Annotated in this window: 24 protein-coding genes; 14 read left to right on the forward strand and 10 right to left on the reverse strand. The window is 68.9% G+C overall.

Features of this window, described 5'->3' with window-relative positions:
• The first annotated feature begins 118 nt into the window (after positions 1-118).
• The 5 genes from GV015_RS05415 to GV015_RS05435 all read left to right on the forward strand — a co-directional run bounded on the left by GV015_RS05415 (position 119) and on the right by GV015_RS05435 (position 8601).
• Positions 119-1117: an ABC transporter substrate-binding protein gene (locus tag GV015_RS05415; RefSeq protein ID WP_159877132.1), complete on the forward strand. Its 999-nt coding sequence runs from the start codon at positions 119-121 to the stop codon at positions 1115-1117.
• 116 nt (positions 1118-1233) lie between these two features.
• Complete coding sequence (locus tag GV015_RS05420) at positions 1234-2760, forward strand: sugar ABC transporter ATP-binding protein (RefSeq protein ID WP_159877134.1); 1527 nt, start codon at positions 1234-1236, stop codon at positions 2758-2760.
• On the forward strand, positions 2757-3881 hold the full coding sequence (locus tag GV015_RS05425) for an ABC transporter permease (RefSeq protein WP_124768368.1): 1125 nt from the start codon (positions 2757-2759) through the stop codon (positions 3879-3881). Before GV015_RS05420 ends, GV015_RS05425 begins: the two co-directional genes overlap by 4 nt.
• Positions 3878-4921: an ABC transporter permease gene (locus GV015_RS05430; protein WP_159877136.1), complete on the forward strand. Its 1044-nt coding sequence runs from the start codon at positions 3878-3880 to the stop codon at positions 4919-4921. Before GV015_RS05425 ends, GV015_RS05430 begins: the two co-directional genes overlap by 4 nt.
• Before the next feature lie 68 nt (positions 4922-4989).
• The gene (locus GV015_RS05435) at positions 4990-8601 is read left to right on the forward strand and encodes a family 43 glycosylhydrolase (RefSeq protein WP_201299360.1); all 3612 of its coding nucleotides are present in this window, start codon (positions 4990-4992) and stop codon (positions 8599-8601) included.
• A 67-nt stretch (positions 8602-8668) separates the two neighbouring features.
• Here the strand turns inward: GV015_RS05435 and GV015_RS05440 are convergent, their stop codons facing one another.
• A complete protein-coding gene (locus GV015_RS05440; RefSeq protein ID WP_121291167.1) occupies positions 8669-9022 on the reverse strand; it encodes a MerR family transcriptional regulator in 354 nt (117 codons plus the stop codon).
• Positions 9023-9234: 212 nt separating this feature from the next.
• Between GV015_RS05440 and GV015_RS05445 the strand changes: the two genes are divergently transcribed.
• Positions 9235-10740: a SulP family inorganic anion transporter gene (locus tag GV015_RS05445; RefSeq protein ID WP_159877138.1), complete on the forward strand. Its 1506-nt coding sequence runs from the start codon at positions 9235-9237 to the stop codon at positions 10738-10740.
• Positions 10741-10770: 30 nt separating this feature from the next.
• On the opposite strand, the gene GV015_RS05450 is transcribed toward GV015_RS05445, so the two are convergent.
• Both GV015_RS05450 and GV015_RS05455 read right to left on the reverse strand, forming a co-directional pair.
• The gene (locus GV015_RS05450) at positions 10771-11349 is read right to left on the reverse strand and encodes a TerD family protein (RefSeq protein ID WP_064295082.1); all 579 of its coding nucleotides are present in this window, start codon (positions 11347-11349) and stop codon (positions 10771-10773) included.
• A 116-nt stretch (positions 11350-11465) separates the two neighbouring features.
• Entirely contained in the window at positions 11466-12236 is a 771-nt protein-coding gene (locus tag GV015_RS05455; RefSeq protein WP_236555334.1) for a GAF and ANTAR domain-containing protein, read from the reverse strand.
• A gap of 267 nt (positions 12237-12503) precedes the next feature.
• Between GV015_RS05455 and GV015_RS05460 the strand changes: the two genes are divergently transcribed.
• The 3 genes from GV015_RS05460 to GV015_RS05465 are packed head-to-tail and all read left to right on the forward strand — an operon-like array spanning position 12504 to position 14578.
• Positions 12504-13613 carry an acyl-CoA desaturase gene (locus GV015_RS05460; protein WP_159877140.1) on the forward strand — a complete coding sequence of 370 codons (1110 nt, stop codon included), beginning with the start codon at positions 12504-12506 and terminating at the stop codon, positions 13611-13613.
• 47 nt (positions 13614-13660) lie between these two features.
• A complete protein-coding gene (locus tag GV015_RS18995) occupies positions 13661-13816 on the forward strand; it encodes a hypothetical protein (protein WP_168223376.1) in 156 nt (51 codons plus the stop codon).
• 45 nt (positions 13817-13861) lie between these two features.
• Entirely contained in the window at positions 13862-14578 is a 717-nt protein-coding gene (locus GV015_RS05465; protein ID WP_159877142.1) for a tyrosine-protein phosphatase, read from the forward strand.
• A gap of 40 nt (positions 14579-14618) precedes the next feature.
• Here GV015_RS05465 and GV015_RS05470 read toward each other — a convergent pair whose 3' ends face one another.
• From GV015_RS05470 to GV015_RS05490, 5 genes are all read right to left on the reverse strand, one after another.
• Positions 14619-15161, reverse strand: coding sequence for a GNAT family N-acetyltransferase (locus GV015_RS05470; RefSeq protein WP_159877144.1), 543 nt, complete (start codon positions 15159-15161; stop codon positions 14619-14621).
• A 45-nt stretch (positions 15162-15206) separates the two neighbouring features.
• A complete protein-coding gene (locus GV015_RS05475; protein WP_159877146.1) occupies positions 15207-15740 on the reverse strand; it encodes a TetR family transcriptional regulator in 534 nt (177 codons plus the stop codon).
• Positions 15737-16705: a ketopantoate reductase family protein gene (locus GV015_RS05480; RefSeq protein ID WP_159877148.1), complete on the reverse strand. Its 969-nt coding sequence runs from the start codon at positions 16703-16705 to the stop codon at positions 15737-15739. The genes GV015_RS05475 and GV015_RS05480 overlap by 4 nt, the downstream gene beginning before the upstream one ends.
• Before the next feature lie 217 nt (positions 16706-16922).
• Positions 16923-19898, reverse strand: a complete 2976-nt coding sequence (locus GV015_RS19260; RefSeq protein WP_159877150.1) for a helix-turn-helix transcriptional regulator — start codon at positions 19896-19898, stop codon at positions 16923-16925.
• Positions 19895-20077, reverse strand: a complete 183-nt coding sequence (locus GV015_RS05490; protein WP_159877153.1) for a hypothetical protein — start codon at positions 20075-20077, stop codon at positions 19895-19897. The genes GV015_RS19260 and GV015_RS05490 overlap by 4 nt, the downstream gene beginning before the upstream one ends.
• Before the next feature lie 194 nt (positions 20078-20271).
• On the opposite strand from GV015_RS05490, the gene GV015_RS05495 reads away from it, so the two are divergent.
• Positions 20272-20541, forward strand: a complete 270-nt coding sequence (locus tag GV015_RS05495) for a hypothetical protein (protein WP_159877155.1) — start codon at positions 20272-20274, stop codon at positions 20539-20541.
• Positions 20542-20587: 46 nt separating this feature from the next.
• Here GV015_RS05495 and GV015_RS05500 read toward each other — a convergent pair whose 3' ends face one another.
• The gene (locus GV015_RS05500) at positions 20588-21445 is read right to left on the reverse strand and encodes an SDR family oxidoreductase (RefSeq protein ID WP_159877157.1); all 858 of its coding nucleotides are present in this window, start codon (positions 21443-21445) and stop codon (positions 20588-20590) included.
• Positions 21446-21464: 19 nt separating this feature from the next.
• Positions 21465-21692, reverse strand: coding sequence for an RNA-binding S4 domain-containing protein (locus GV015_RS05505; protein WP_159877159.1), 228 nt, complete (start codon positions 21690-21692; stop codon positions 21465-21467).
• 100 nt (positions 21693-21792) lie between these two features.
• Between GV015_RS05505 and GV015_RS19000 the strand changes: the two genes are divergently transcribed.
• From GV015_RS19000 to GV015_RS05520, 4 genes are all read left to right on the forward strand, one after another.
• On the forward strand, positions 21793-21939 hold the full coding sequence (locus tag GV015_RS19000; RefSeq protein WP_157579891.1) for a hypothetical protein: 147 nt from the start codon (positions 21793-21795) through the stop codon (positions 21937-21939).
• Positions 21940-22157: 218 nt separating this feature from the next.
• Positions 22158-22634, forward strand: a complete 477-nt coding sequence (locus GV015_RS05510; protein ID WP_159877161.1) for a hypothetical protein — start codon at positions 22158-22160, stop codon at positions 22632-22634.
• Positions 22635-22687: 53 nt separating this feature from the next.
• Entirely contained in the window at positions 22688-23884 is a 1197-nt protein-coding gene (locus GV015_RS05515; RefSeq protein ID WP_159877163.1) for a M20/M25/M40 family metallo-hydrolase, read from the forward strand.
• The gene (locus GV015_RS05520; protein ID WP_236555336.1) at positions 23881-24777 is read left to right on the forward strand and encodes an oxidoreductase; all 897 of its coding nucleotides are present in this window, start codon (positions 23881-23883) and stop codon (positions 24775-24777) included. The genes GV015_RS05515 and GV015_RS05520 overlap by 4 nt, the downstream gene beginning before the upstream one ends.

A 24777-nucleotide genomic window follows, 5' to 3' on the forward strand; every position in this document is an offset into this window, starting at 1 on the left:
CAGCACAACGCAGATGTGATCGCTAACAATCACCGACCACCTGCGTGACCGCAGCACCACGCACGTCACATTCACGCCGCACCCATCGTCGGGACCGCGGGTCTCAAAGAGGAGAACAATGTTCAAGACAACACGTGTCCGCGCACTCGCGGGCCTCGCCCTGGTCGGCGCTCTCGCGTTCAGCGCGACCGCCTGCTCGAGCGGTTCCGGAAGCTCCGACGGCGACGCCGGTTCCGACGGCGAACTCACCACCATCGGCTTCGTGGCCGTCGGTCCCGAAGGCGGATGGCGCACCGCGAACGAGAAGAACATCCAGGACTCGTTCTCGAAGGAGAACGGCTTCGACCTCAAGTACGCACCGGCGACGAACGGCGACCAGAACTCGCAGATCACCGCCTTCACCTCGTTCATCGACGAGGGCGTCGACGCCATCCTGCTGTCCGCCACCGAGGCGACCGGCTGGGAGAGCGTCCTGAAGCGCGCGAAGGAGGCCGAGATCCCCGTGGTCCTGCTGGACCGCGGCATCGAGCCGAACGACACCGAGCTCTACACGAGCCGCATCGCCCCCGACAACGTCGGCATCAGCGCCTCGGCCGCCGAGTGGGCGAATGGTCAGTTCCCCGACGGCGCCAAGTACGTCGTCCTCGAGGGCCCTCCCGGCCTCTCCGTCGTCAACGACCGCAACAAGGGCTGGGACGACACCATCGACCCGAACTTCACCAAGCTCGAGTCGCAGTCGGCCAACTGGTCCACCGAAGAGGCGAAGAGCGTCTTCGAGACCATCCTCAAGGCGAACAACAACGACGTCCAGCTCGTCTTCGCACAGAACGACGAGATGGGCCTCGGCGCTGCACTCGCCGTCGAGGAGGCCGGCCTGAAGCCCGGAACCGACGTCAAGATCATCACGATCGACGGCACCAAGGCGGCGCTCGAAGCACTCGCCGCCGGACGCCTGAGCTTCGTCGCCGAGTACAACCCGCTGTTCGGTGAGACCGCGATCGACATCGTCAAGAAGGCACTCGCCGGCGACAAGGTCGAATCGGACATCGTGGTGCCGAGCGTCACGTTCGACTCCCCGGACGCCGCGACGGCAGCACTGCCCGAACGCGCCTACTGATCCGACCCGGTCGCCCGGCAGCCACCCCAGGCTGCCGGGCGACCGCCCACCCGCTTCCCGGGGACCAGACTCCCCGGCGACGACGCCGGATCGACCGGCAGAACGACCAGGCAGACATGGCAATCACCGAGCCGATCGTCGAGATGCAGCACATCTCCATCGAGTTCCCGGGCGTCAAAGCCCTGCAAGACGTGGACTTCCGTCTCTTCCCCGGCGAGGTCCACACGCTCATGGGCGAGAACGGCGCCGGCAAGTCGACACTCATCAAGGCGCTCACCGGGGTGTACAAGATCGACTCCGGCACGATCCTGGTCGCCGGAGGCCCCCGTTCCTTCTCCGGAACGGCGGACGCGCAGAGCGCCGGCATCTCGACCGTCTATCAAGAAGTGAACCTCTGCGACAACCTCACCGTCGGCGAGAACGTGATGCTCGGCCACGAGGTCCGCGGTCCCTTCGGCATCAACTGGCGCCGCACCCACGAAGCCGCACACGAAGCGCTCGTCGGGCTCGGCCTCGGGCACATCGACCCCAAGCAGCCGCTCTCGAGCATCTCGCTCGCGCTGCAACAGCTCGTCGCGATCAGCCGGGCCATGGTCACCAAGTCGAAGGTGCTCATCCTCGACGAGCCGACCTCCAGCCTCGACGCCAACGAAGTGGAGGGCCTCTTCCAGGTCATGCGCCGACTGCGCGACCAGGGCGTCGCGATCCTCTTCGTCTCCCACTTCCTCGACCAGGTCTACGCGATCAGCGACCGACTCACGGTGCTCCGCAACGGTGAGTTCGTCGGGGAGTACCGCACCGCCGACCTCAACCGCACCGAGCTCATCTCCAAGATGATCGGCAAGGACTACGGCGCACTCGCCGCCCTGGGTTCCAACCGCGGCCGGACCGCCACAGCCGACACCCCGGCGTTCTACCGCGCCAAGGACCTCGGTCGGAAGGGCTCGATCGACCCCGTCGACATCGAGGTCCACGCCGGCGAGGTCGTCGGTCTCGCGGGGCTCCTCGGGTCGGGCCGCACCGAGCTGGGTCGGCTCATCTACGGTGCCGACCGTCCCGATTCCGGCACGGTCACGATCGACGGCGCGACCGCCGAGGTCCACACGCCCATGGCCGGCCTGTCGAAGCAGATCGCCTTCTCCACGGAGAACCGACGCGACGAAGGCATCATCGGCGACCTGACCGTGCGGGAGAACCTCATCCTCGCCGTCCAGGCCCGCAGGGGCTGGGCGCGCCCGCTCTCCCGCCGCGAGCAGAACGAGCTCTGCGACAAGTACCTGCTCGAACTCAACGTCCGCCCCTCCGACCCGGAACGACCCATCAAGAACCTCTCCGGTGGTAACCAGCAGAAGGTGCTCCTCGGCCGATGGTTGGCGACGAAGCCGCAGCTCATCGTGCTCGACGAGCCGACCCGCGGCATCGACGTCGGCGCCAAGGCCGAGATCCAGGAGGCGATCGCCGCGCTCGCCGAGGACGGGATGTCCGTCGTGTTCATCTCCTCCGAGCTCGAGGAGGTCGTGCGTTTGAGCGAGCGGATCGTCGTGCTGAAGGACCACCGTAAGATCGGCGAGATCGTCAACGGACCCGAAGTCACCGCAGACACCATCGTCGACCTGATCGCCACCGAAGGGAGCGCCACGTGAGCGCCACCAGTCAGGGGCCGGCCCGTTCCGGTTCCTCCGCACGCGGCGGCCAGGGCTCAGCCCGCGGCGTCGTCAGCACCATCGTCCACCAGCCCTACATCTGGGCGATCGTGACGTTGCTGCTCCTCCTCATCATCAACCTCGTCAAGGACCCCGGCTACCTCGGCGTCTCCGTCAACGGCACGACCGGCAACCTGTCGGGCAACCCCATCGACATCCTGCGTGCGAGCGCCCCGATCATGATGATCGCGGTCGGGATGACGCTCGTGATCGCCACCCGCGGCATCGACCTCTCGGTCGGTTCCGTCATGGCCGTCTCCGGCGCCGTGTCGATGGAGTTCATGAGCAACCAGAGCGGCGGCGACGCCGGTTCGGCCATCGTCGCAGCGCTGCTCGCGCTCGCCGTGAGCGCCTTCCTCGGCACCGTCAACGGAGTGCTCGTCTCGATCGTCGGCCTACAGCCGTTCATCACCACGCTGATCACGATGCTCGCCGGCCGCGGCCTCGCGAAGGTCATCACCTCGGGGCAGAACACCTCCGCCACGAACGAGCCCTTCCGCTGGCTCGCCAACGGCACCGTGTTCGGATTCCCCGTCGTCTTCATCATCGCCGGTGTCATCGTCGCGATCGTCGCCTTCCTCGTCCGGCGCACCGCGCTCGGCCTGATGATCGAGTCCATCGGTATCAACCCGCGCGCCGCCCGGATGGCGGGTATCCGCCCCATCGGCATCCTCATCGCCGTCTACATCGTGAGCGCCGTCCTCGCGGGCGTCGCCGGGATCTTCAGCACCGCCAGCGTCATGACGGTCGAGGTCGCGAAGACCGGCCTGAACGCGGAGATGGACGCCATCCTCGCGGTCGTCATCGGCGGCACCTCGCTCGCCGGCGGCAAGTTCTCCCTCACCGGCAGCGTGATCGGCGCGCTCCTCATCGCGACGCTCGACAAGACGATCGTGTTCCTCTCCATCCCCTCCTCGGCGACGCCGGCGTTCAAGGCCGTCGTGATCGTGATCATCTGCCTCCTCCAGTCACAGCGCGTGAGAGCCCTGTTCGCCCGGCGGAAGTCCCGGACGACGCCCACGGCGTCGGTCCCCACGCGAAAGGAAACGGTGTCAGCATGAGCACCCTCACCGACCGACCGGCGCCCGACGCTCCGGTGCTCCCGCGGCGCTCGCTGCTGTCCCGGCTGACGCCCAACCTCGAGACCCTGCCCACCCTGGCGGCCGTCGTCATCTTCATCGGCATGGTCGTCTACGGCGAGATCGCCTACGGACGCATCGTCCAGGCCAGCACGATCTCGAACCTGCTCATCAACAACGCCTACCTGATCATCCTCGCCGTCGGGCTCACCTTCGTGATCCTCACGGGGGGCGTGGACCTCTCCGTCGGTGCGATCATCGCCATCAGCAGTCTCGTCGGGGTGATGCTCGCGAACTCGGGCTGGAACCCGATCGCGGTCATGGTGATCATGATCCTCATCGGCTCCGCGTTCGGCGTGTTCTCGGGCGTGCTCGTGCAGTACTTCAACGTGCAACCGTTCATCGCCACCCTCGCGATGATGTTCCTCGGGCGCGGTCTCGCGTCGATGCTCAGCACCACCCCGGAGCGTCTCGCCGACGACTCGCCGATCCGTTCGCTCTCCACCGAGTGGAAGGTGATCGACGGCCCGAAGATCAACGACCTCATCACCACCCCGAATGTCCTGATCGCCCTGCTCGTCGTCGCCGCGGCGTTCGTGGTGCTCCACAAGACCCGCCTCGGCCGGACCGTCTACGCGATCGGCGGCTCGGAGCAGTCGGCGCTGCTCATGGGGCTGCCCGTCGTCCGCACGAAGCTCATGGTCTACGTGATCAGCGGCACGCTGGCCGGCCTCGCGGCCGTCGTCTACACCTCGAAGCTCGGCATCGCCCAGAACATCACGGGCGTCGGCTGGGAGCTCGACGCCATCGCAGCGGTCATCATCGGCGGCACCTTGTTGACCGGAGGCGCAGGCTTCGTCCTCGGCTCAGTCGTCGGCGCGCTCGTCCTCGGCCTCATGAACGTGCTCATCACCCGCGACGGCAGCATCCCGCCGGAGGCGACGACCATCATCACCGGCGGCATCCTGCTCGTCTTCGTCCTCCTCCAGCGACTCGTGGTCTCGCGCAAACGCAAGACCTGACGCCCCCCCGCAGCACCACCCGTTCCATCCCGCTCGACAACGACGCCGAACCAGGAGAACCAACCCCCATGAGACAACTGCGCCTCAAAACGGTCGTCGCGACCTCCATCGCGGCCCTGATCCTCCCGCTCGTCGGTGCCTCCGGCGCCGCCGCAGCGGTGCCGTCGGGGGTCACCTCGACAGCGACATCCCATTCCAGCCTCCGAGCCGCCCCCACGGCGCAGGAGGATCTGGACGCCGCCGCGGCGGCGCTCTCGATCGCGAACGTCGACGACGTGCGCGGCAATCTGACCCTGCCGGGAGCCCCCGAGGGGATCGACATCGCCTGGGCGTCGTCGAACCCCACCGTGATCACCACCGACGGTGTCGTGACGCGGCCCGCCACGGACGCCACCGTCACCCTGACCGCGACGCTGAGCCAGGGCGAGGCGACCGCGACGCGCGAGTTCACGGCGACCGTCCGCGCCGCGATCGCAACCCCCGACTACGAGGGCTACGCCTTCGCCTACTTCACCGGCAACTCGCTCGCCGGCGAGAACATCTACTTCGCCGCCAGTGAGGGCAACAACGCGCTCGACTGGAACGAACTCAACGCCGGACGCCCGGTCCTCACCTCGGACGAGGGCACGAAGGGGCTGCGCGACCCGTTCCTCATCCGCTCTCCCGAGGGCGACACCTTCTACCTCATCGCCACCGACCTCTCGATCGGCAGCGGCACGTCCTGGGGAGACTCCGTCCGCACGGGCAGCCATTACCTCGAGGTGTGGGAGTCCCACGACCTGGTGACCTGGTCCGACCAGCGGCACATCGAGGTCGCACCGGAGAACGCCGGCAACACCTGGGCACCCGAGGCGTACTACGACGACACCATCGGCGCGTACGTGGTCTTCTGGGCGTCGTCGCTCTACGGCGCCGACGACCCGGACCACACCGGGAACAGCTACCACCGCATGATGTACGCGACCACCCGCGACTTCACGACGTTCAGCGAGCCGCAGGTCTGGCAGGACCAGGGCGTCTCGCGGATCGACTCCACGGTGATCAAGTCGAGCGACACTTACTACCGCTTCACCAAGGACGAGGGCGCCGGTGGCACCGGGTGCGCCGACATCATCCAGGAGTCCTCGACGGACCTGCGGGCCACGCTCGAGTCCTGGACGGTGCTCGACACCTGCATCGGTCGCGACGCCGGCACCAGCGCGGTCGAGGGGCCGACGGCGTTCGCCGCCAACCCGGGCGACGTCAACGGTGACAAGTTCTACCTCTTCGTCGACGAGTACGGCGGACGCGGCTACATCCCGCTCGAGACCGAGGACATCGCGAACCCGGACTGGCAGGTCGCGAAGGACTACGACCTGCCCGCGAGCCCGCGCCACGGCACCGTGCTCCCGGTCACGGCCGCAGAGCTGCAGCTGCTCGAGGACAGCCTCGGCGGAGCACCCGAGCCGGTGCCCGCGAACGAGGACGGCGAGATCGTCCGGTACGACTTCGCCGGGTCCGCAGGCTCGACGCTCAACGACGTGTCAGGCAACGGCCTCGACGCTGCGGTCGAGGGCGGTGCGAGCTTCTCCGACGGCGCGCTGCAGCTGGACGGCGGCGACGACTACGTCAAGCTGCCCGACAACCTGCTCGCCGGCGTGAAGGACGTCACGGTGGAGGCGGAGGTCTGGATCGACCCGACGCAGGCCAACCCGTACTTCATCTACGGGCTCGGCAACACCACCGGTGGCGCCGGCGACGGCTACCTGTTCAGCACCGGCAACGCGTATCGGACGAGCCTCGCGACCGGCAACTGGAGCACGGAGCAGACGGTGTCGCAGGGCAAGGACCTGACGCGCGGTCGCTGGGCGAAGCTGACGTACACGTTGCAGGGCACGACGGCGACGATCTACCTCGACGGCATCGCCGTCGGGACCGGGACCGTCGCGTCCGATCCGGGTGACATCGGCGGCGGGTGGACGAGCGCCAACTACCTGGGCCGTTCGAACTACGACGCCGACAACCGCCTGAAGGGCGCGTTCCGTGAGTTCGCGATCTACAACCGCGCGCTCTCGGCGGACGAGGTGCTCGCCGGCTCCGGGAACACCGCGGCGCTGACCGACATCGGCCTCGAGGAGGACGTGCTCAAGACCGCTCCGATCGTGGACAACGACCGCCACGAGGTCGTCCTCCCGGTACAGCCCGGGACGGACCGCACCGCCTTGAGCCCGACCTTCACGACCGCGGCCGGTGTCACGGCGAGCCCCGCCTCGGGGACCACCGTCGACCTCAGCAGCCCGGTGACCGTGACGTTGACGCCGACCTCGGGTGAGGCCGTGACGTGGACGATGCGGGCGGTCGAGATGAAGAGCCCGGTCATCCCCGGTCTCTACGCCGACCCGAACGTCTTCGTCTGGGGCGACACCTACTACATCTATGCGACCACCGACGGCTTCGCCGGTTGGGGTGGCAAGGAGTTCTTCGTCTGGTCGTCGAAGGACCTCGTCGACTGGGAGCGTTCGGCGGAGCCGATCCTCACGCTCGACGGCGCGAACGGGAACGTGCCGTGGGCGACCGGCAACGCCTGGGCGCCGACGATCGCCGAGAAGGACGGGAAGTTCTTCTTCTACTTCAGCGGCCACAACCCTTCGGTCGACCGGAAGACCATCGGTGTCGCCGTCGCGGACAGCCCGGCCGGTCCGTTCGCGGCTCAGCCGAACGCGATGATCCTCAACGACGAAGCGGTGACCTCGGGACAGGCGATCGACCCGGCCACGTTCACCGACCCGGTGACGGGGAAGAGCTACCTGTTCTGGGGCAACGGCTCGCCGGTGTACGCCGAGCTGTCGGACGACATGCTGTCGATCAAGGCCGACACGCTCAAGCGCATCGACGGCCTGACCGACTTCCGCGAGGGGGCCTTCGTCAACTACCGGGACGGGATCTACCACCTGACGTACTCGATCGACGACACTGGTTCGGAGAACTACCGGGTCGGGTACGCGACGGCGACGAGTGTGGACGGCCCGTGGACGTACCGCGGTGTGATCCTGCAGAAGCAGCCCGAACTCGGCATCCTCGCCACCGGTCACAGCTCGATCCTCAACGTGCCGGGCACCGACGACTGGTACATCGTCTACCACCGGTTCGCCATCCCGGGTGGTGACGGCCAGCACCGCGAGACGACGATCGACCGGCTGACGTTCGACCCGGAGACGGGCCTCATGAACCCGGTCGTCCCGACCCTCGAGAGCGTCGGCCCGCAGCGGATCGCGGTGCCCGGTGCCGAGGGCACGCTGACGATCGACCAGCCGTCGGTGCGGGTGGGTGAGTCGATCTCGGTGTCCGGGTCCGGCTTCGCCGCGGGGGAGCAGGTTCGGTTCACGCTGTTCTCCACCCCGACCGACCTCGGGACCGTCGTCGCGGACGCTTCGGGTGCGTTCGTGGCGACGCTCACGGTGCCCGCTTCGGTGGTGCCGGGTGCACACACCTTGCAGGCGCTGGGCGCGGACTCCGGCATCACGGCCGAGGCGGCGCTGACCGTCCTGGCCGCGGATGCCGCGGCTCCCGGCGCTGCGGGCTCCGGTCCTGGGGCGCTGTCGACCACCGGTGTCTCGGTCGTCGGATTCGTCGGCCTGGCCGGGCTGCTCCTCGCAGCCGGCGCGTGGCTGGTCGTCCGTCGCCGACGCGTCGCCGCCTAGCCCGCGCCGACACGGCATCGATCCCGTCCGGGGTGACCATCGTCACCTCGGGCGGGATCGTTGCTGATCAGCGGCGGGCTTCGAGGAGTGACACGAACTCGTCCGCCATCGCGAGCTGCTGTTGTAGCTTGGCGCGGCGCTCGGCCGCGTCGGTGATGAAGCCGTCGAGGATCGCGCGGGTGTCGTCGTCGGGTGCCGTGTCCATGGCGTCGATCACCCGGAGGAGCTCGGCCATCTCCTCAAGCGAGAAGCCGAGCGGTTTCATGCGCCGGATGAGGATGAGGCGGTCGTAGTCGTCCTGCGTGTACAAGCGGAATCCGCCCTCGGTGCGCGCGGAGGCCGAGACTAGACCGACGTCGTCGTAGTGCCGCAGCGTGCGGAGCGAGAGTCCGGTGCGCTCGGCGAGTTCGCCGATGTGCATGGTGGTCGGTTCGCTCGTCACGGTCGCCTCACTTCAAATCAACCCTTACGTTAGGGTAGAGTTATCGATGGCGGCCGATCGGGCCGCATCTCCCCACCATTCTCCCGCGCGTGACGTCCCCGCGCGGTCGGTGGCGTGCGCACCGCAGCGCCGGACCCAGACATTCCCATCCGGTCCTCGCGCTGAGGACCCCGACTCCGACAGGAGCACTCATGGCCACTGGCCTCAAACCCGCCGCACCGGACGCCACCGTCCTCTCCGCCCTCCGCAGCCCCCGCATCCTCACCAGGGAGGTGCTGGCGGGCCTCGTCGTCGCCATGGCGCTCATCCCGGAGGCGATCTCCTTCTCGATCATCGCGGGCGTCGACCCGCAGGTGGGGCTGTTCTCCTCGTTCGTCATGGCCGTGGCGATCGCCTTCCTCGGCGGCCGCCCGGCGATGATCACGGCGGCCACGGGAGCGATCGCCCTGGTCATCGCCCCGGTCGCCCGCGAACACGGCCTCGACTACTTCATCGCCACGGTCATCCTCGGCGGTGTCTTCCAGGTGGTCCTCGGCCTCCTCGGCGTCGCGAAGCTCATGCGCTTCATCCCACGCAGCGTCATGGTCGGGTTCGTCAACTCCCTGGCGATCCTGATCTTCACCGCCCAGCTCCCGAACCTCATCGGCGTGCCGTGGCTCGTGTACCCGCTCGTCGCGGTCGGCATCGTGGTCATGGTCGTCATGCCCCGCCTCACGAGTGTCGTGCCGGCGCCGCTCGTCGCGATCGTGCTCATCACCGCGGCGACCGTGGTCACCGGACTGAACGTGCCGACAGTCGGCGACCAGGGCGAACTGCCGCGCAGCCTGCCGACCCTGTTCATCCCGAACGTGCCGTTCACACTGGAGACGTTCACGATCATCGCCCCGTATGCGGCCGCGATGGCGTTGGTCGGGCTCCTCGAATCGCTCATGACGGCGAAGCTCGTCGACGACGTCACCGACACCCCGTCGGGCAAGACCCGCGAGTCGCTGGGTCAGGGGATCGCGAACGTGCTCTCCGGGTGCTTCGGCGGCATGGGTGGCTGCGCGATGATCGGCCAGACCATGATCAACGTGAAGGCCTCTGGCGCGCGGACGCGGATCTCGACCTTCCTCGCCGGGGTGTTCCTGCTGGTCCTGGTCGTCGCGCTGGGCGACGTGGTCGCGGTGATCCCCATGGCCGCCCTCGTCGCGGTGATGATCATGGTGTCCGTCGCGACCTTCGACTGGCACAGCATCAACCCGAGGACCCTGCGCGCCATGCCCCTCGGCGAGACCGTCGTCATGGTTGCCACGGTCGTCGTGGTGGTCCTGACGCACAACCTCGCGATCGGTGTCGTGGTCGGTGTGATCACCGCGATGGTCGTGTTCGCGAGGCGGGTCGCCCACCTCGCCACCGTCGAACGCACGGTCGACCGGTCCGCCGCGACGCCCACCGCCCGCTATGCCGTCACCGGAGAGCTGTTCTTCGCCTCGAGCAACGACCTGACGACGCAGTTCGCCTACGCGGACGACCCGGAGCAGGTCGTCATCGACCTTTCGCAGTCGCACGTCTGGGACGCGTCGACCGTCGCCGCCCTCGACGCGATCACCACGAAGTACGAGCGTCGCGGGAAGCGGGTCGTCATCGAGGGGATGAACGACGCGAGTACGTGGATCCACGCCAGGCTGGCCGGCAAGTTGACCGGCGGTCACTGACCGCCGGTCATGCCGGCGCCTGCGTCAGGCTCAGTCGAGTGGGACGCCGAAGTCGCCCGCGATGCCTGCCAAGCCGGTGGTGTAGCCCTGGCCGACGGCTCGGAACTTCCACTCCGAGTTGTACCGGTAGATCTCGGCGAACAGCATCGCCGTCTCCTGCGAGGCGTCCTCGGTGAGGTCGTAGCGGACGATCTCCTGCTGGTCCTGGTCCATCACCCGGCAGAAGGCGTCGCGGACCTGACCGAAGTTCTGGCGGCGGTTGTCGGCGTCGTGGATCGAGACCGCGATGACGATGCGCGAGACGTCGGGCTCCACGGCGCGGAGGTCGATCGTGATCTGCTCGTCGTCGCCGTCACCCTCACCGGTGCGGTTGTCGCCCTGGTGCACGACCGAGCCGTCGGGCGTCGACATCTGGTTGTAGAAGATGAAGTCCGCGGGGGTTCGGATCTTGCCGTTCTCGGCGACGAGGATGGCGGAGGCGTCGAGGTCGAACGCGACGCCGACGGTGGTGCGCGGGTCCCACCCGAGACCGACCGTGGCGATGGTCAGCCCTGGGCTGGTCTTCGTGAGCGAGAGGTTGTTGCCTTTGGAGAGGCTGAGGCCTGCCATGGGTGTGTTCCTTCGAGAGTGCTCGGTGATGTTCGAACCTCCATCCTGCCCTGTTCCGGCTGAGTTTGGAGTGGGTTGTGGAGGATCGACCAGCCACCCCACGGCCGCAGCGGTGGTCAGGCGCCGTCCGACTCGGGGGAGCCGGCCGCCGTGACCTCGTCGAGCGGCAGTTCCTCGCGGGCGACCGCTGCCGCGACGTCACCGAGCCGCCGCTGGCGGGTGCGTGCATACTGCCGGATCATCCCGAAGGCCGTGTCCATGTCGACCCCGGCCGCGCGGGCCAGATACCCCTTCGCCTGTTCGATGGCGACCCGGCTGTCGAGTGCACGTTGGAGTTGCTCGGTGGCGAGCGTCGCGTTCTCGATCGTCCGCTGCTGGAGGAGGCTGATCGTCGCGACATCGGCCAGCGCCTGGGCGGCTCGGGCGTCGGCACCGTTGAGGGCGCCCTCGGTCTCGCGGAACAGGTTCAGTGACCCGACGGTCGTGTCGCGGAGCCGCATGGGGATCGCGTGGACGCCCGCGTATCCGCGTTCTTGTGACGCCTCGGCGAACCTCGGCCAGTGCTCCTGGAGCTCCTCGGCACTCTCCGCGGTCACCAGGACACCGCTCGTCACCGCAGCGATACAGGGTCCCTCGCCTGCGTTGAGCTGCATGAGGCCGATGAACTCGCTCCGCTCGCTCGTGGACGCGACGACCTGGAGGACGTCGTCGCGGTCGGCCAGATGGATGGCCCCGGCGGCAGCGTCGAACAATTCGACCGCCCGGTCGACCAGTGTCTGCAGCACGTCGACGACGTCGTAGTCGGCGACGAGGCTGTCGGTGAGGGTCACGAACGTCTCGATGAGCCGTGCTTCGCGGGTGTCGTCCATGGCGGTGTCAGTCCTCATCTGTTGATCAGCGGATCAACCGTAACCGAGGCCGGAGGCCGTCCATGACCGCCGCTGTCGAGACGCGCTGACGCGGATTTGCGTCGGGTCGCGGGGCCGTTCTACGCTGAACGAGCGCTGCCCCAGACCCCGGTTGCCGGATTGTTCGTCCTTTCTGATGATGCCCAGGAGCCTCATGAGCACGCACCCCGTCGGCCTTCTTCTCGCGCGCCGTCGGCGACCTTCGTGGTCGACGAGACCGCCCGTCCCACCGGCGCAGGGCGTCCGATGACGGTCGAACGCAGCAGCGGGTTCCGGAAGACCGGACCCAGCGGGAGAACGCGGGCTGGCGGCACCTCGAGCTACTCCGCGATCCTCGCCGAGGTGAAGTCGGCCGGTCTGCTCCGACGGCGCTACGGCTTCTACTGGACGCTGTTCGCCGTCCTCGTGCTGGCCACGGCCGGCTGTTGGGTCGCCTTCGCGTTCCTCGGTGACTCCTGGCTGCAGCTGGTGGTGGCGGCGGCTCTGGGCGTGCTGTTCACCCAGTTCGCCTTCCTGTCCCACGAGGCCGCGCACCGGCAGGTGTTCGAGTCCCGCGCCTGGAACGACTGGGCGGGTCGCTTCCTCGGGACCTTCCTGGTCGGACTGAGCTACTCGTGGTGGATGAACAAGCACACCCGTCACCACGGCAACCCGAACACGGTGGGCAAGGACCCCGACATCCAGCCCGACACGATCCGCTTCCTGCCGGAGGACGTCGACACCGTGCGGAACCGGGCGGCGAAGATCTTCTACCGCCACCAGGGTTGGCTGTTCTTCCCTCTCCTCACCCTCGAAGGCGTCAACCTGCACTGGCTCGCGATCCGCTCCGTCGTCAGCGGTGTCGGGACGCGGGCCGACGTGCGCGACCGGGTGATCGAGGGCGTGATGCTCGTCGCACGTTTCGGGATCATCCTCACGGTCGTGTTCTGGTTCCTGCCGTTCGGCATGGCGTGCGCGTTCCTCGGCGTCCAGCTCGCGGTGTTCGGCGTCATGATGGGTGCCTCGTTCGCCCCGAACCACAAGGGGATGCCGACGATCGCCCATGACGCGGACGTCGACTTCTTCTCCCGTCAGGTCCTGACGTCGCGGAACGTCGTCGGCGGATGGTGGGTGTCTTTCCTCATGGGCGGCCTGAACTACCAGGTCGAGCACCATCTGTTCCCCTCGATGCCGCGTCCCGCACTCAAAGAGGCTCGACGACTCGTTCGCGACCACTGCGCCGCACTCGACGTCCCGTACACCGAGACCACGCTGCTGCGCTCGTACGGCATCGTCATCCGCTACCTCAACCGCGTCGGCCTCGGAGCTCGCGATCCGTTCGCGTGCCCGCTCGTCGCGGAGCTCCGCATACACTGAGCCACCTCACCGACCACCATCACCCCACGGAATCAGGAACCCAAGCCATGCAGATCATCATCGTGCTCCTCGTCATCTGGGCGATCCTCTCCATCGTCGGCTTCGCGCTGAAGGGCCTGCTGTGGCTCGGGATCATCGGCATCGTCCTCCTCATCGGCACGATCGTCTTCGGCGCCATCCGGCGCGCCGCCAGCAAGCGCTAACTCGCAGTCGGAAGCCGCACGGTCGGTTCGGGTACGCTCTGCCGGATGCGGAATCTGGACTGGGACGGCCTGCGCAACCTCAGGGATCTCGGTGGCCTGCCGACACCGCTGTCGTCCACCGGCCTGACAGCGCGCGGGCGGATCGCGCGGGGTCCCCGACGAGAGCTGCTCACCGCTGCAGGGTGGGACGCCGCGATGCGATGGGGGCTGCGGTCCGTGATCGATCTCCGCAGCGTCGGTGAGACCGGGGCGCGCGAAACCGACTCTGGTGTCCGGCCACCAGCCGAGCTGGTGATGACGCTCGCGCCGACCGAGGATCAGACCCATCCGGAGTTCCGCGAGGTGTGCCTGCCGATCCTCGACTCCCCGGAGTACTGGCCGCACAATGTGCGTATCCTGCCGGAGCTCGTCCGCGGTGCGCTCGAAGCGGTCGCATCATCCGAACCCGGGATCCTGGTGCACTGCGCAGCCGGCAGGGACCGCACCGGCATGATCAGCGCGCTCCTCCTCGCCAACGCCGGCGTCACCGATGAGGCCATCGTCGACGACTACGCGGCATCGGTGCGTGCCATGGCCGGAACAGCGCCCCACGGCGGCCCGACCCACGACCGCCAGGCCTCCTGGACCTCGGAGCAGGTCGACGCCTTCCTCGACGAGGTGACGCCGCACGTGCGAGCGTTCGTCGCCGATGCGGACGGGGTCTTCGACACCTTGGGCTTCGCCGAGGCATCTCGACAGAGGGTGCGTCAGCTCCTGCTGTGATGTCCGCGCGATCAGCTTGCGAGCCTTCGTCGATGGCGCCTTACGGCTCGTCGTCCCAAGGGACCGGCGTCGTCGTGCCCGACTGCACGTCGCTGCGGAGGATCGCGTAGGCGACCGATGCGAGCGGCTGTCCGCCGGCCACGGGCCAGCCCTCGCGGTAGTGGGCCTCCTTCACCCAGCCAGCCCGACGGAAGGCACGACGCATGGCGACGTTGTCCTCGCGGGTCTGCCCCTCGAGCTTGCGAACCGACGGGAACCGGCCGAACACCTCGGTGACGATGACCGGCAGGACCGCCGTGCCGATCCCGCGCCCTCGCGCGTCTTCGGCGAGCCGCAGGTCGATCAACGCCGTGTCGTCCTCGAGGTCCTCGAAGGTGACGATTCCCACCACCTCACCGTCTGCGAGTACCCAACATCCGAAGGCGCCGGGCCCGTCGACGATGCCGGAGGTCAGGCGTTTGCGAGCCTCCTCCGTGGTCGGTCGCGGCTGCATGTGGAACGGGAACTCGTGTGCGCTCAGGAACTCGACGAACGCGTCGTCGTCCCGTGGACGTTCGACGGGGCGGAGGGTCAACGCTGGCATCCCTTCAGTATCGCAACGCGGCGCATCGTCGCAGGACACGCCGGCTCATCCCGCAGCCAGGGTGCGGAGGTCGGCGAGCTCGCGTTCCAGGTCCACGTCGTCGAGTGCTCCCGCCATGGCTGCGATCGACAGTCCTTCGAGGCGCCTGACGATCTGCCGGGCGAGGAACGCCCGATCGTCGACGCCGGAGACCTCGCCGAGCATCCCGACCACCACCCCTTCGGCCTGCCGGAACTGCTCCGCGAGGAGAGCGCGACGATGGTCGGCAGGCAGACCGAGGACGTATTCGTAGACGATCGGGCGGAGGGTCGCGTCGATGTCGTGGAGCGCGGTCGCCTGTTCGGTGAGGAAGCCCTCGAGGTCGTTCGCCTCGTCTCCTGAGCGCTCGTGCGCAAGCGCGTCGAGCAGGATCTCCTCGGTGTTGGCGTATTGGTAGTACAGGCCTCCGCGCGAGACGTCCGCCGCCAGTCGGACGTGATCCATCGTCGTCCGCCAGAAGCCGCGTTCCCGGAACTCGGCGACAGCGGCCTGCCGCAGGTGTTCGCGGGCGCGTGACGACGTCGGGCTGAGCGCGTTCACGAGGCGAGGGCGTCCCGTGCGCGACCGAGGTCGCGGGTGAACCCGGGGACGGGGACAGCCGATTCGGTGGCCGACACGTGGACTTCCGACATGAGCGCCAGGATATCGTCCGTGTTGTGGTGCAGCTCCATGATGCGCCGACTGAGGACGTCCTTCCGGAACATGAGGACCATGACGCGCGCGGCGAGCGCCTTCGGCAGGAGCGTGAACGGCGCGATGTCCCGCAGGTGGTGGCGGAGCCGGACCCCGCGGGCCTGCACGACCCGGAGGCATTCACGGATGTTGCCGATGCCCCGAGCGAGGGTTCGCGGGCTCGCCAACGCTCGTGAGACGACGTCGCCGATCTCGTCGCCCGGGCGGAACTCGGAGGCGATCGCGGAGATGATCCCGGCGTTGACCGCCTGGTGCACCCAGAGCCACTCGAGCATGCGAGGCGACCGCTCCGCCGTCAGTCCGGCGTCATGGAACGCCTGCGAGACCGCTGCATGAAGTGCGGTGGTGTGAGCGGACGCCGGCGCCAACCGGACGCTGTCGAAGAGGACGCTCTCGACGAGTTCCGCGTCGCGTCGGCCGCCGGCGATCGGGTAGCCGAGGAGGTGGTCGTCGTGGCCCACGAGCGCTTGCAGCTCCTCGCGGGACCCCCAGAACCCGCCCATGAGCAGGAGGCGTCGATCGAGTCCGCGGCGACGGAGCGACTCGATCGCACCGGCGAGTGCCTCGGCCGGAACGGAGACGAGGACGAGGTCGACCGTCTCCGGATCGAACGTCACCGGGGTGAGCGGATACCGGAACGAGCGGTCGACCGGTGGCTGCTCGCGTCCGTCGAGGAGGTCGACCGTGGTGGTCGCCGGCCGGGCCCGCGGGTCGGCGTCACGAAGGAGGTGCTGGACCTCGTGGCCGGCTTCACGCAGGACGCAACCGTAGGTCACCCCGATGACGCCTCGACCCATGATGACGATGCGCATGTGCTCTCCGTTGCTGATCCGTGTGCATAATTCGACACAAGTGTCGGTTTATTGAGTGTACACGGATGCTGCTGTCCAAAGAACGCAACGGGCCACGCGCCGTCCGGCCTCGTGATTACGCTGATGCGCGACAGGACCCTTTCGCCCTGTCGGGGTTCCCGGCCGGCTTCCCCTCGATTCCGGCCGGGACCCACTTCACCGCCAGGTGGGCGTCCGGTCAGTCGGCGAGTTCGGCGCTCGCCGCGAGCAACCCGCTCGCTCCGGCGACCATCGCGGCCTCGGTCCGGGTCGCCACACCGAGCTTCCGCAGGATGGCCGAGACGTGGACGCTCGCCGTCTTCGCGCTGATGAACAGGCGCTCGCCGATCTGACGGTTGCTCAGGCCTTCCGCGATGAGCTGCAGCACCTGGCGCTCCCGGGCGGTCAACTCGATGGAGCCGCTCGTGCCGCGCGCTCGGGGGCGGCCGTCGACGTTCAGCGACGCTCGCTCCGCCAACGCCCGCGCACCGTCGAGCACGAGGCCGGCACCGAGCGTCGTCGCCTCGGCGACCGCGACGACGAGCGTGTCGTGTGCGCCGGAGCGATCACCGGCGGCCACGCGCGCCTCAGCCAGTCGGAGCGCTGTGTAGGGCGCGAGCGCGGCCGGTGCGAACGGACGCTCGGCCATCGCGCGAGCCGCCTCCCACGCACCGACGTCGTCACCGGTGCCGTCCGGTCCGCCGAGTTCTGCGTCGACCAGCGCGCTCCACAGCGGTGCGGTCGGCCAGAACCGCTCCTCGGCGAGCAGTGCCCGCCAGCGTTCCTCCAGCTGCCGGAGTTGATCGTCGTCGACATCCGCGAATGGCCCGGATTCCACGTGGAGGGTGCCGGTGGCCAGCGCGACACGGACCCGAGCCAGGACGCGCGCCGCGTCCGCCAGCGCAGGCAGGTCGTACGCCGGCATCGGGCGGTGGTCCGGTGCGTCGAACACGCCGACCCCCGCCGGCGACCAGGCCCCGGCGAGGTCGCCGGCCGCCAGCCCGACCTGCATCACGACGCGGGCGACACCGAACCTCGTCTGCACCTCCAGGCCGGACAGGGAGAGCATCCCCTTCCGCCACCGGCGGTACATGGTCGCCGCACTCTCGGTGTCGCCTCGCCAGAGGGTGAGCAGGATCAGGGACTGGCGGAGGTACACCGAGAACGCGAGCGGCGGCTGCAGTGCCAGTGCCCGATGCACACGCTCCTCCGCCTCGTCCCAGCGCCCGAGCGCCACCAGCGGGTCGACCGCGTTCGACGACAGGATGAGCCCCGAGCTGCGCTCGACACCCAGCTCTTTCGCTCGCGCGACACCTTCCAGCGCCGAGGCGAGCGCGTCCTCGTATGAGCCGAGCAGGTTCGCCATGTCGGACGCGTTCACCCGGTACCGGAGCAGGGCGCTGCCGTCGCCGTCCGCCAGCGGCTCAGCGCTCGCGAGCATGCTGCTGCCGCTCTCCAGTTCGCCGTGGTGGATGCGCGCGATCCCACCGATGTTCGCGGCGACCGAGGCGTTCCGTGCCGAACCGGTGCGGACGGCCTCCCGGGCGGCCTCGTCCGCGTACTCGATCGCCCGCTCCAGCCGCCCGACGATCATGTGTCGCGCGCCGAGGCTCGTCAGCAGGACACCACGCAGATCGCCAGGGGTGCCCGGTGGAACCCGGTCGAGCGCCTGTTCGAGGAGGTCCACCGAGCCCGGTCGACCGAGGTTGGCGAGGTAGAAGGCCTTGTCACGGAGGAGCTTGGCCTGGTCGAGGTCGTCGCGGTCCTCCGGCGTCGCGAGCACCTCGTCGACCATGGCGATCGCCCGGTCCGTCCAGCCGGCGTTCCGCAACGCGCTCGCCGTCCGTCGCATGAGTTCCGAACGCGAGCGGCCGACGAGCGCTTCCGCGTCCGGGACCTGATCCCAGATCTCCAGGAGACGCTCGCCGAGCTGCGCCTCCGTGCTGTACGCGTATGCTGCGTGGGCCTGCTCCATGGCGCGGACGGTCGCGGGGAAGGCCCGTCCGAAGTCGCGGGCGAGCATCCAGTGGTGCGACACCGCCGCAGCGACCGGCTCACCACCGACGCCTGCCTCCAGCGCCTCGGCGAACCCCGCATGGAACCGGCTCCGTTCGCCGGGCAGCAGGTCGTCGTGGATCGCCTCCCGGACCAGTGCGTGACGGAACTCGTACGTGGTCGCGTCCGCGACGAGGACGTTCGACCCGATCGCCTCCCGCACACCGGTGTCGAGAGCGTCAGGGCCGCCCATGAACACCCGTTCCAGGAGTGCGTGCTCGACGCAGACGCCCCCGGCCGAGATCACGCGCAACAGCTGTTGGGTCGTGGGCGCGAGGCGCTCGTAGCGCGCGAGCAGGAGTTCGCGGAGCGTGTCCGGGAGCTCGTCGCCCTCGCCGTCGCGGTCCTGGTCGAGACCGAGCAGCTCCTCGACGAAGAACGGGACGCCCTCGCTCCGCGCGTACACGCTGTCGATCGAGACCGTGTCGAGCGACGTGCCTCGGATGGCGATCGCCTGGCGGAGCACGTCGCTGCGGCTCAACCGTTCGAGGCTGTGCCGCTCGACGCGTCTCGTGCGGTCGAGCTCGGCGAGGAACCCGCGCAACGGGTGTCCGCGGGAGACGTCCTCGCTCCGGAAGGTGAGCACGATCATCACGCGATCGCAGGTGAGCGCGCGGACGAGGAACGCGAGCAGGCTGAGCGTCGCGCCGTCTGCCCAGTGGACGTCCTCGACGGTGACCACGACGGGCTGGTCGCGAGAGAGCGCTTCGAACAGCACGGCGACGGTCTCGTGGAGCCGCCCGACGCCGCCCTCCCGCTGATCCTCCGCGTCGGGACCGAGTGTCGGCAGCAGCGTCGCGAGGGAGGCCTTGCCCGGGCCCGCAGCTTCAAGCACCGCGTCGCGCCCGCGCTGCGCGACGAGGTCCTTCATGAGGCCGAGGACCGGTGCGTAGGGCGCGGCGACGTCACCGAGGTCCACGCACTGGCCCGTGATGACGAGCGCCGACGACCGGACCGACCGCGTGAACTCGGTGAGCAGGCGCGTCTTGCCGATGCCGGCCTCGCCGCTCAGGACCACACTTCGTGACTCGCCCGCGGTGACGGCGTCGAACACGGCCTGCAGCGCTCTGAGGTCGGAGGCACGCCCGATCATCGTCGGGCTGGTGGTGGGCAGGCTCACCACTCCATGGTCCCACCCTCGTCGGAATCGGCCGCGGCCTCCGCGAGTTGTCGCTGCTCCTCGAGTGGTCGTTCTTGGCGGCGACGCTCCCGCTCGAGATCCCGCTGGAGTTCCTGCTCGATGAAGCGTCTCGTCTCGACGGACGTGAACGGGCTGTAACTGGCGCTCGTGATCAACATGATTCCTCCGCTGCCGCACGGTGCTGGTGTCCGTGCTCGACCACTCACGTTCCTCGCTGAGGCCCGATGCCTACCTCGGGCATCTGCCCTAGTTCCGCCGGAAGCGCGTCGCTGTGGAGCCGTAGGACGGGTTCGCACCGCTCGATGGCGTACGGTTGCCCTTCGCGCACCATGACCTCATTGAGGACATCACGATGGAAAGCAGCACTCTCACGCTCGGCGGGCTCGTCTACGACCTCGACCCGAGCACGATCATCACCACCCTGAAGGACACGATGGAGCGCACCGCGCTGTCCGGAGGCGGTTTCGTCGACCTCGACGTCGTCGGCGAGGACTTCGCGAGCGTCTTCGTGAGCCCTGGGACGTCGATCTACTTCACGACCAACGACGTGTCCGAGTTGACGCACGTCGACCTCAGCCCCACGGAAGCGGTCGACTGGGAACTGGGGTTCTACGGCCTGTGATCCAGCGGGGTGGTCGTGCCCGGTCGATCGTCGGACGGGGGAGTCCTCAGTCGGCGTTCGCCCGCAAGTAGGTCTCGAGGTCCATCGGTGGGACACCGGTGACGTCCTCGATCGACGGGCTCACCTCGGCCATCACACCGCTGCCGATGGCCGTGTACGTGCTCACCCAGGCGTCGACCTCCCAGTCGGGTGCGCCGTAGGAGGCTCGCGATGCGTAGGCCTCCTCGATGGTCTCGTCGTGGAAGGTGACCTCGCGATGGCGGACGCGACCGATCGTGGCGGCGACCTCGGCCATCGAGAGCGCCTCCGGTCCGGTGAGGTCGTAGGTGCGACCGGCGTGGGACGCCGGGTCGACGAGGATCGTCGCAGCGGTCCGTGCGATGTCGGCGCGGGCGACGAAGGAGGCGCGACCGTCCCCGGCCGGCCCGCGGATGACGCCGTCCTCACCCACGAGGGCCTCCATGAAGTCGAGGTAGAAGCCGTCGCGGAGGAACGTCCAACGCATGCCCGACGCTCGGATGTGCTCTTCGGTCGCATGGTGGTCGCGCGCCAGGGTGAACACGGCATCCGGTGCCGCCGCAGCGAACGAGGTGTACACCAGGTGCTGCACGCCGGCGGCGGAGGCCGCATCGATGAACGACCGGTGCTGGTCGACCCGGTCGGCGCTCTCGGCCCCCGACACCATGAACAGGGTGTCGACGCCCTCGAGTGCCGCGCGGGCCGCCGCCTGGTCGGTGTAGCTGAACCGGTGCACGGTGCTGAGTGGGTGCTGCGGTGCGTTCGAGGGCGTGCGCACCAGCAGGCGTTGTGGGATCCCGCGGGCGGCGAGGTCGTGCGCCACCAGGCCGCCGAGGACGCCGGTCGATCCGGTGACGGCAATGGGTCGGGGTGTGCTCGGGCTCACAGGGTTCCTCTCATCGGGCTCAGGGGCGGACGCGGACGCTGCGCCCCTCGAGGGAGACGACGTCGTCGAGCTGCAACTGCCGGCCGCGTCGGCGATCGATCTCGCCGTTGACCCGCACCGCGCCGTCGGCGATCGCCGCTTTCACGTCTCCGCCGGAGTCGAGCAGACCGGCGAACTTCAGGAACTGCCCGAGTCGGATGCCCTCGTCGCCGATCGGGACGTCGGTGATCTGTGTCGGGTTCGTCATCCCCGAATGCTAACAAGGATGCGGCGGCTGGACCCGGGGACAGGATGTGGCTGTACCCTCAGCGGTACCGGGTCACCGTGACTCGCAAAGGAGCACCATCATGGGCGAGAAGTCCGCACGGAAAGAAGGCGGCAAGACCGCACCGGCGAAGACGCTGAAGGAGAAGCGCACCGCCAAGGCCGACAAGAAGGCCGGCAATGCGCGTTCGGAGAACACCGACGCAGTCACGCGGGTCAAGAACCGCTAGTCCTGATCAGCGGCCCGTCGCGGCCGGTGATGCGCTCAGGCGTCTGTCCCCTCACGGAGACGGGCGCCTGTTCTGGTCCTCGGCGTCAGCGCCGCGATCCACCCAGGTGTCGACGTCCACGGGCCTGGGGTGGGGAGCAGTCCCCATTGAGCGGTCGTCGTGGCGTGCCCCAAGCTGGACCCTGAGAACAACAACCGTCGATCAGGGGGAGCATCACCATGGGGCACACATTCCGGCAGCGCATCATCCGCACCTCGGCAGCAGCCTTGGCCGTTCCGGCACTGCTGCTCCTGAGCGCCTGTGGCAGCTCGGGCGGTGAGATCGGCGACGAGGTCCGGATCACCGACGGCACCATGACGGTCACGGCGATCGAGGAGCGCACCGCTGACGACCTCGGCGACCTCGAACTCGACGAACTCGCCGGCCAGACGCCCTACTTCGTGTCCTACGAGGTGGTGTTCAACGACGGCAAGAGCGACCTCAACGAGAACTTCTGGAAGGCCAAGGCGTCGAACGGTGAGGCGTCGCCCATCAACGTCCTCGACTTCGGCGGGGATTTCGACTGCACCGGTCTCGGCGAGGTGTCCGACGGTAAGGCGGAAGGGTGCCAGCTCATCATGGTGCCGGAGGGTGCCACGCTCGAGTCGGAGTCCTTCGGTGGAGCGGGCACGTGGCGCGCGCCGAAGGCGGAGTGACGCCGAGGCACTGACGGATCACGCGCGGGCGGGCATCCCGCTATCGTCGTGGCATGTCCGACCTCAGCCCCGGCGACGACGCGCTCGAGCTCGCTCGCCTGCTCATCTCGATCGACTCCGTCAGTCCGAGCCTCGTCCCAGGGGCTCCAGGTGAAGGGCGGATCGCGGCGGTGATCGCGCAGCGACTCGAGGGAGCCGGCTTCGTGGTCGACCTCGTTCCCGCGCCGGAGGATGCGCAGCGCGTCAGCGTCGTGGCCGTGCACGCGGGATCGCGGCCGGGTCCGACGGTCGTGTTCAACGGCCATCTGGACACCGTCGGGGTCGAGGGCATGGTCGACCCCTTCAACCCGCGGATCGCGGACGGCAAGCTCTTCGGACGCGGCGCCAGCGACATGAAGTCCGGCCTGGCGGGGTTGATCGTCGCCGCGGAGCGACTTGCCGCGGCCGACCACCCCGGCACCGTCGTCTTCACGGGCGTCGCCGACGAAGAAGACGCGAGCGTGGGGGCCGCAGCCGTCCTCCGACACCTCGCCGATCGTGGTGTGACGGCGGACGTGTGCCTCATCGCCGAGCCCACCTGGCTGGATCGCATAGCGGCGCACCGGGGGTACGCGGTCGTCGAGGTCACGCTACACGGGACGGCCGCGCACTCCTCTCAGCCCGGCCTGGCCGTCGATGCGATCCGTGCCCTCGGCGCGCTGCTGCAGGAGGTGGTGCGGGCCGACGACGAGCTCCGCAGACGGCCGGCGCACCCGCTGCTCGAGTACGGTTCGTTCACCGCGACGGTCGCCAGGGCAGGGAGCGCCCCGTTCACGATCGCCGCCGACGCGACCCTCGTCATCGAGCGACGCACCCTGCCGGGTGAACGCGCTGAGGACGCCCTCGTCGAGGTCCAGTCGATGCTCGATGCGGTCGCCGCGAAGATGCCTGGTCTGCGCACGAGCGCTCGGCTGACCCATCAGCGTGAGGCTTGGGAGGCCGACGAGCACGGGGCGGCTGCGCGGTTCGCCGACGTCCTCGCCGCCGAGCTCTCCCGGGACGCCGAGGCCGCACCGGCGGCGGTCGGAGCGCCGTATTGGATGGAGTCGGCGCTCTGGCAGGCGGCGGGGATCCCGACCGTCGTGTGCGGCCCCGCCGGCGGCGGACTGCACGCGGCGGAGGAATGGGTCGACCTCGACCAGCTCCGGCGGTTCCCGCAGGCGGTCATCGCCGCGACCCGCGACGCCCTGTCCGGATCGAGCGAGGCGTGACGCCCGGTGGGCCCGACCGCATCGCGGTGATCGGGCCTGGCGCGATCGGAACCGTGGTCGCCGCCGCGCTCCACGAGCAGGGACGGACGCCGTTCATTGCTGGGCGGTCGAAGCGGCCAGAACTCCAGCTCCAGGTCGATGACGAGACGGTGACGGTCCCCGGGCCGGTCCACACCGATCCGGCGGAGTCTCCGGGTGCCGCGGACCTCGTCTTCCTGGCGGTCAAGGCGACCCAGACGGCTGCCGCTGCGGACTGGCTCGCCGCGTTGTGCGGCCCGGACACGGTCGTGTGCGTCCTGCAGAACGGGGTCGAGCAACGCGAGATGGTGGACCCACTCGTCCGGGCCGGAACGGTCGTCCCCGCGGTCGTGTGGTTCCCGGCCACCCGTGAGCCCGGCGGCCCGGTCACGCTGCTGAGCCCGCCGCGCCTGTCCGTGCCGGAGGCACCTGGTGCCGTCGTCGTCGAGGACGCGTTGCGCGGCTCCCGCTGCACCGTCGAGGTCTCGACCGACTTCACGACCCTCGCCTGGCGCAAGCTCCTGCAGAACGCCGCCGCCGGACTCATGGCGTTGACGGGACGTCGATCCGGCATGTACCGGCGCGACGACATCGGCCGCTTGATGCTCGGTTACCTCGAGGAGTGCGCGGTCGTCGCCCGAGCGGAGGGTGCTCGGTTGGCTGACGACGAACCCCGACGGCTCCTCGACCAGTTCCGAAGCGCCCCAGTCGACCGCGGGACATCGATCCTCGCCGACCGCGAACAGGGACAGCCGCTCGAGTGGGACGTCCGCAATGCGGTGATCCAGCGGCGGGGGAGCGTGCACGGCATCCCTACGCCGATCAGCGACGTCATCGTGCCCCTGCTCGCCGCGACGAGCGATGGACCCGGCTGA

Origin of the sequence: Plantibacter sp. T3 (assembly GCF_902506515.1) — a bacterium.
GTDB lineage: Bacteria > Actinomycetota > Actinomycetes > Actinomycetales > Microbacteriaceae > Plantibacter > Plantibacter auratus.

Excerpts from the sequence above, each read along its gene's own strand:
- GV015_RS18995 (WP_168223376.1), top strand. The coding sequence starts at position 13,661 with ATGCAGATCATCATCGTGCTCCTCGTCATCTGGGCGATCCTCTCCATC.
- GV015_RS05430 (WP_159877136.1), top strand. The coding sequence starts at position 3,878 with ATGAGCACCCTCACCGACCGACCGGCGCCCGACGCTCCGGTGCTCCCG.
- GV015_RS05495 (WP_159877155.1), top strand. The coding sequence starts at position 20,272 with ATGGAAAGCAGCACTCTCACGCTCGGCGGGCTCGTCTACGACCTCGAC.
- GV015_RS05455 (WP_236555334.1), bottom strand. The coding sequence starts at position 12,236 with ATGAGGACTGACACCGCCATGGACGACACCCGCGAAGCACGGCTCATC.
- GV015_RS05470 (WP_159877144.1), bottom strand. The coding sequence starts at position 15,161 with ATGCCAGCGTTGACCCTCCGCCCCGTCGAACGTCCACGGGACGACGAC.
- GV015_RS05515 (WP_159877163.1), top strand. The coding sequence starts at position 22,688 with ATGTCCGACCTCAGCCCCGGCGACGACGCGCTCGAGCTCGCTCGCCTG.
- GV015_RS05465 (WP_159877142.1), top strand. The coding sequence starts at position 13,862 with ATGCGGAATCTGGACTGGGACGGCCTGCGCAACCTCAGGGATCTCGGT.
- GV015_RS19000 (WP_157579891.1), top strand. The coding sequence starts at position 21,793 with ATGGGCGAGAAGTCCGCACGGAAAGAAGGCGGCAAGACCGCACCGGCG.
- GV015_RS05490 (WP_159877153.1), bottom strand. The coding sequence starts at position 20,077 with ATGTTGATCACGAGCGCCAGTTACAGCCCGTTCACGTCCGTCGAGACG.
- GV015_RS05460 (WP_159877140.1), top strand. The coding sequence starts at position 12,504 with ATGACGGTCGAACGCAGCAGCGGGTTCCGGAAGACCGGACCCAGCGGG.
- GV015_RS05445 (WP_159877138.1), top strand. The coding sequence starts at position 9,235 with ATGGCCACTGGCCTCAAACCCGCCGCACCGGACGCCACCGTCCTCTCC.
- GV015_RS05450 (WP_064295082.1), bottom strand. The coding sequence starts at position 11,349 with ATGGCAGGCCTCAGCCTCTCCAAAGGCAACAACCTCTCGCTCACGAAG.
- GV015_RS05435 (WP_201299360.1), top strand. The coding sequence starts at position 4,990 with ATGAGACAACTGCGCCTCAAAACGGTCGTCGCGACCTCCATCGCGGCC.
- GV015_RS05505 (WP_159877159.1), bottom strand. The coding sequence starts at position 21,692 with ATGACGAACCCGACACAGATCACCGACGTCCCGATCGGCGACGAGGGC.
- GV015_RS05420 (WP_159877134.1), top strand. The coding sequence starts at position 1,234 with ATGGCAATCACCGAGCCGATCGTCGAGATGCAGCACATCTCCATCGAG.
- GV015_RS05480 (WP_159877148.1), bottom strand. The coding sequence starts at position 16,705 with ATGCGCATCGTCATCATGGGTCGAGGCGTCATCGGGGTGACCTACGGT.
- GV015_RS05415 (WP_159877132.1), top strand. The coding sequence starts at position 119 with ATGTTCAAGACAACACGTGTCCGCGCACTCGCGGGCCTCGCCCTGGTC.
- GV015_RS05510 (WP_159877161.1), top strand. The coding sequence starts at position 22,158 with ATGGGGCACACATTCCGGCAGCGCATCATCCGCACCTCGGCAGCAGCC.
- GV015_RS05440 (WP_121291167.1), bottom strand. The coding sequence starts at position 9,022 with ATGCACATCGGCGAACTCGCCGAGCGCACCGGACTCTCGCTCCGCACG.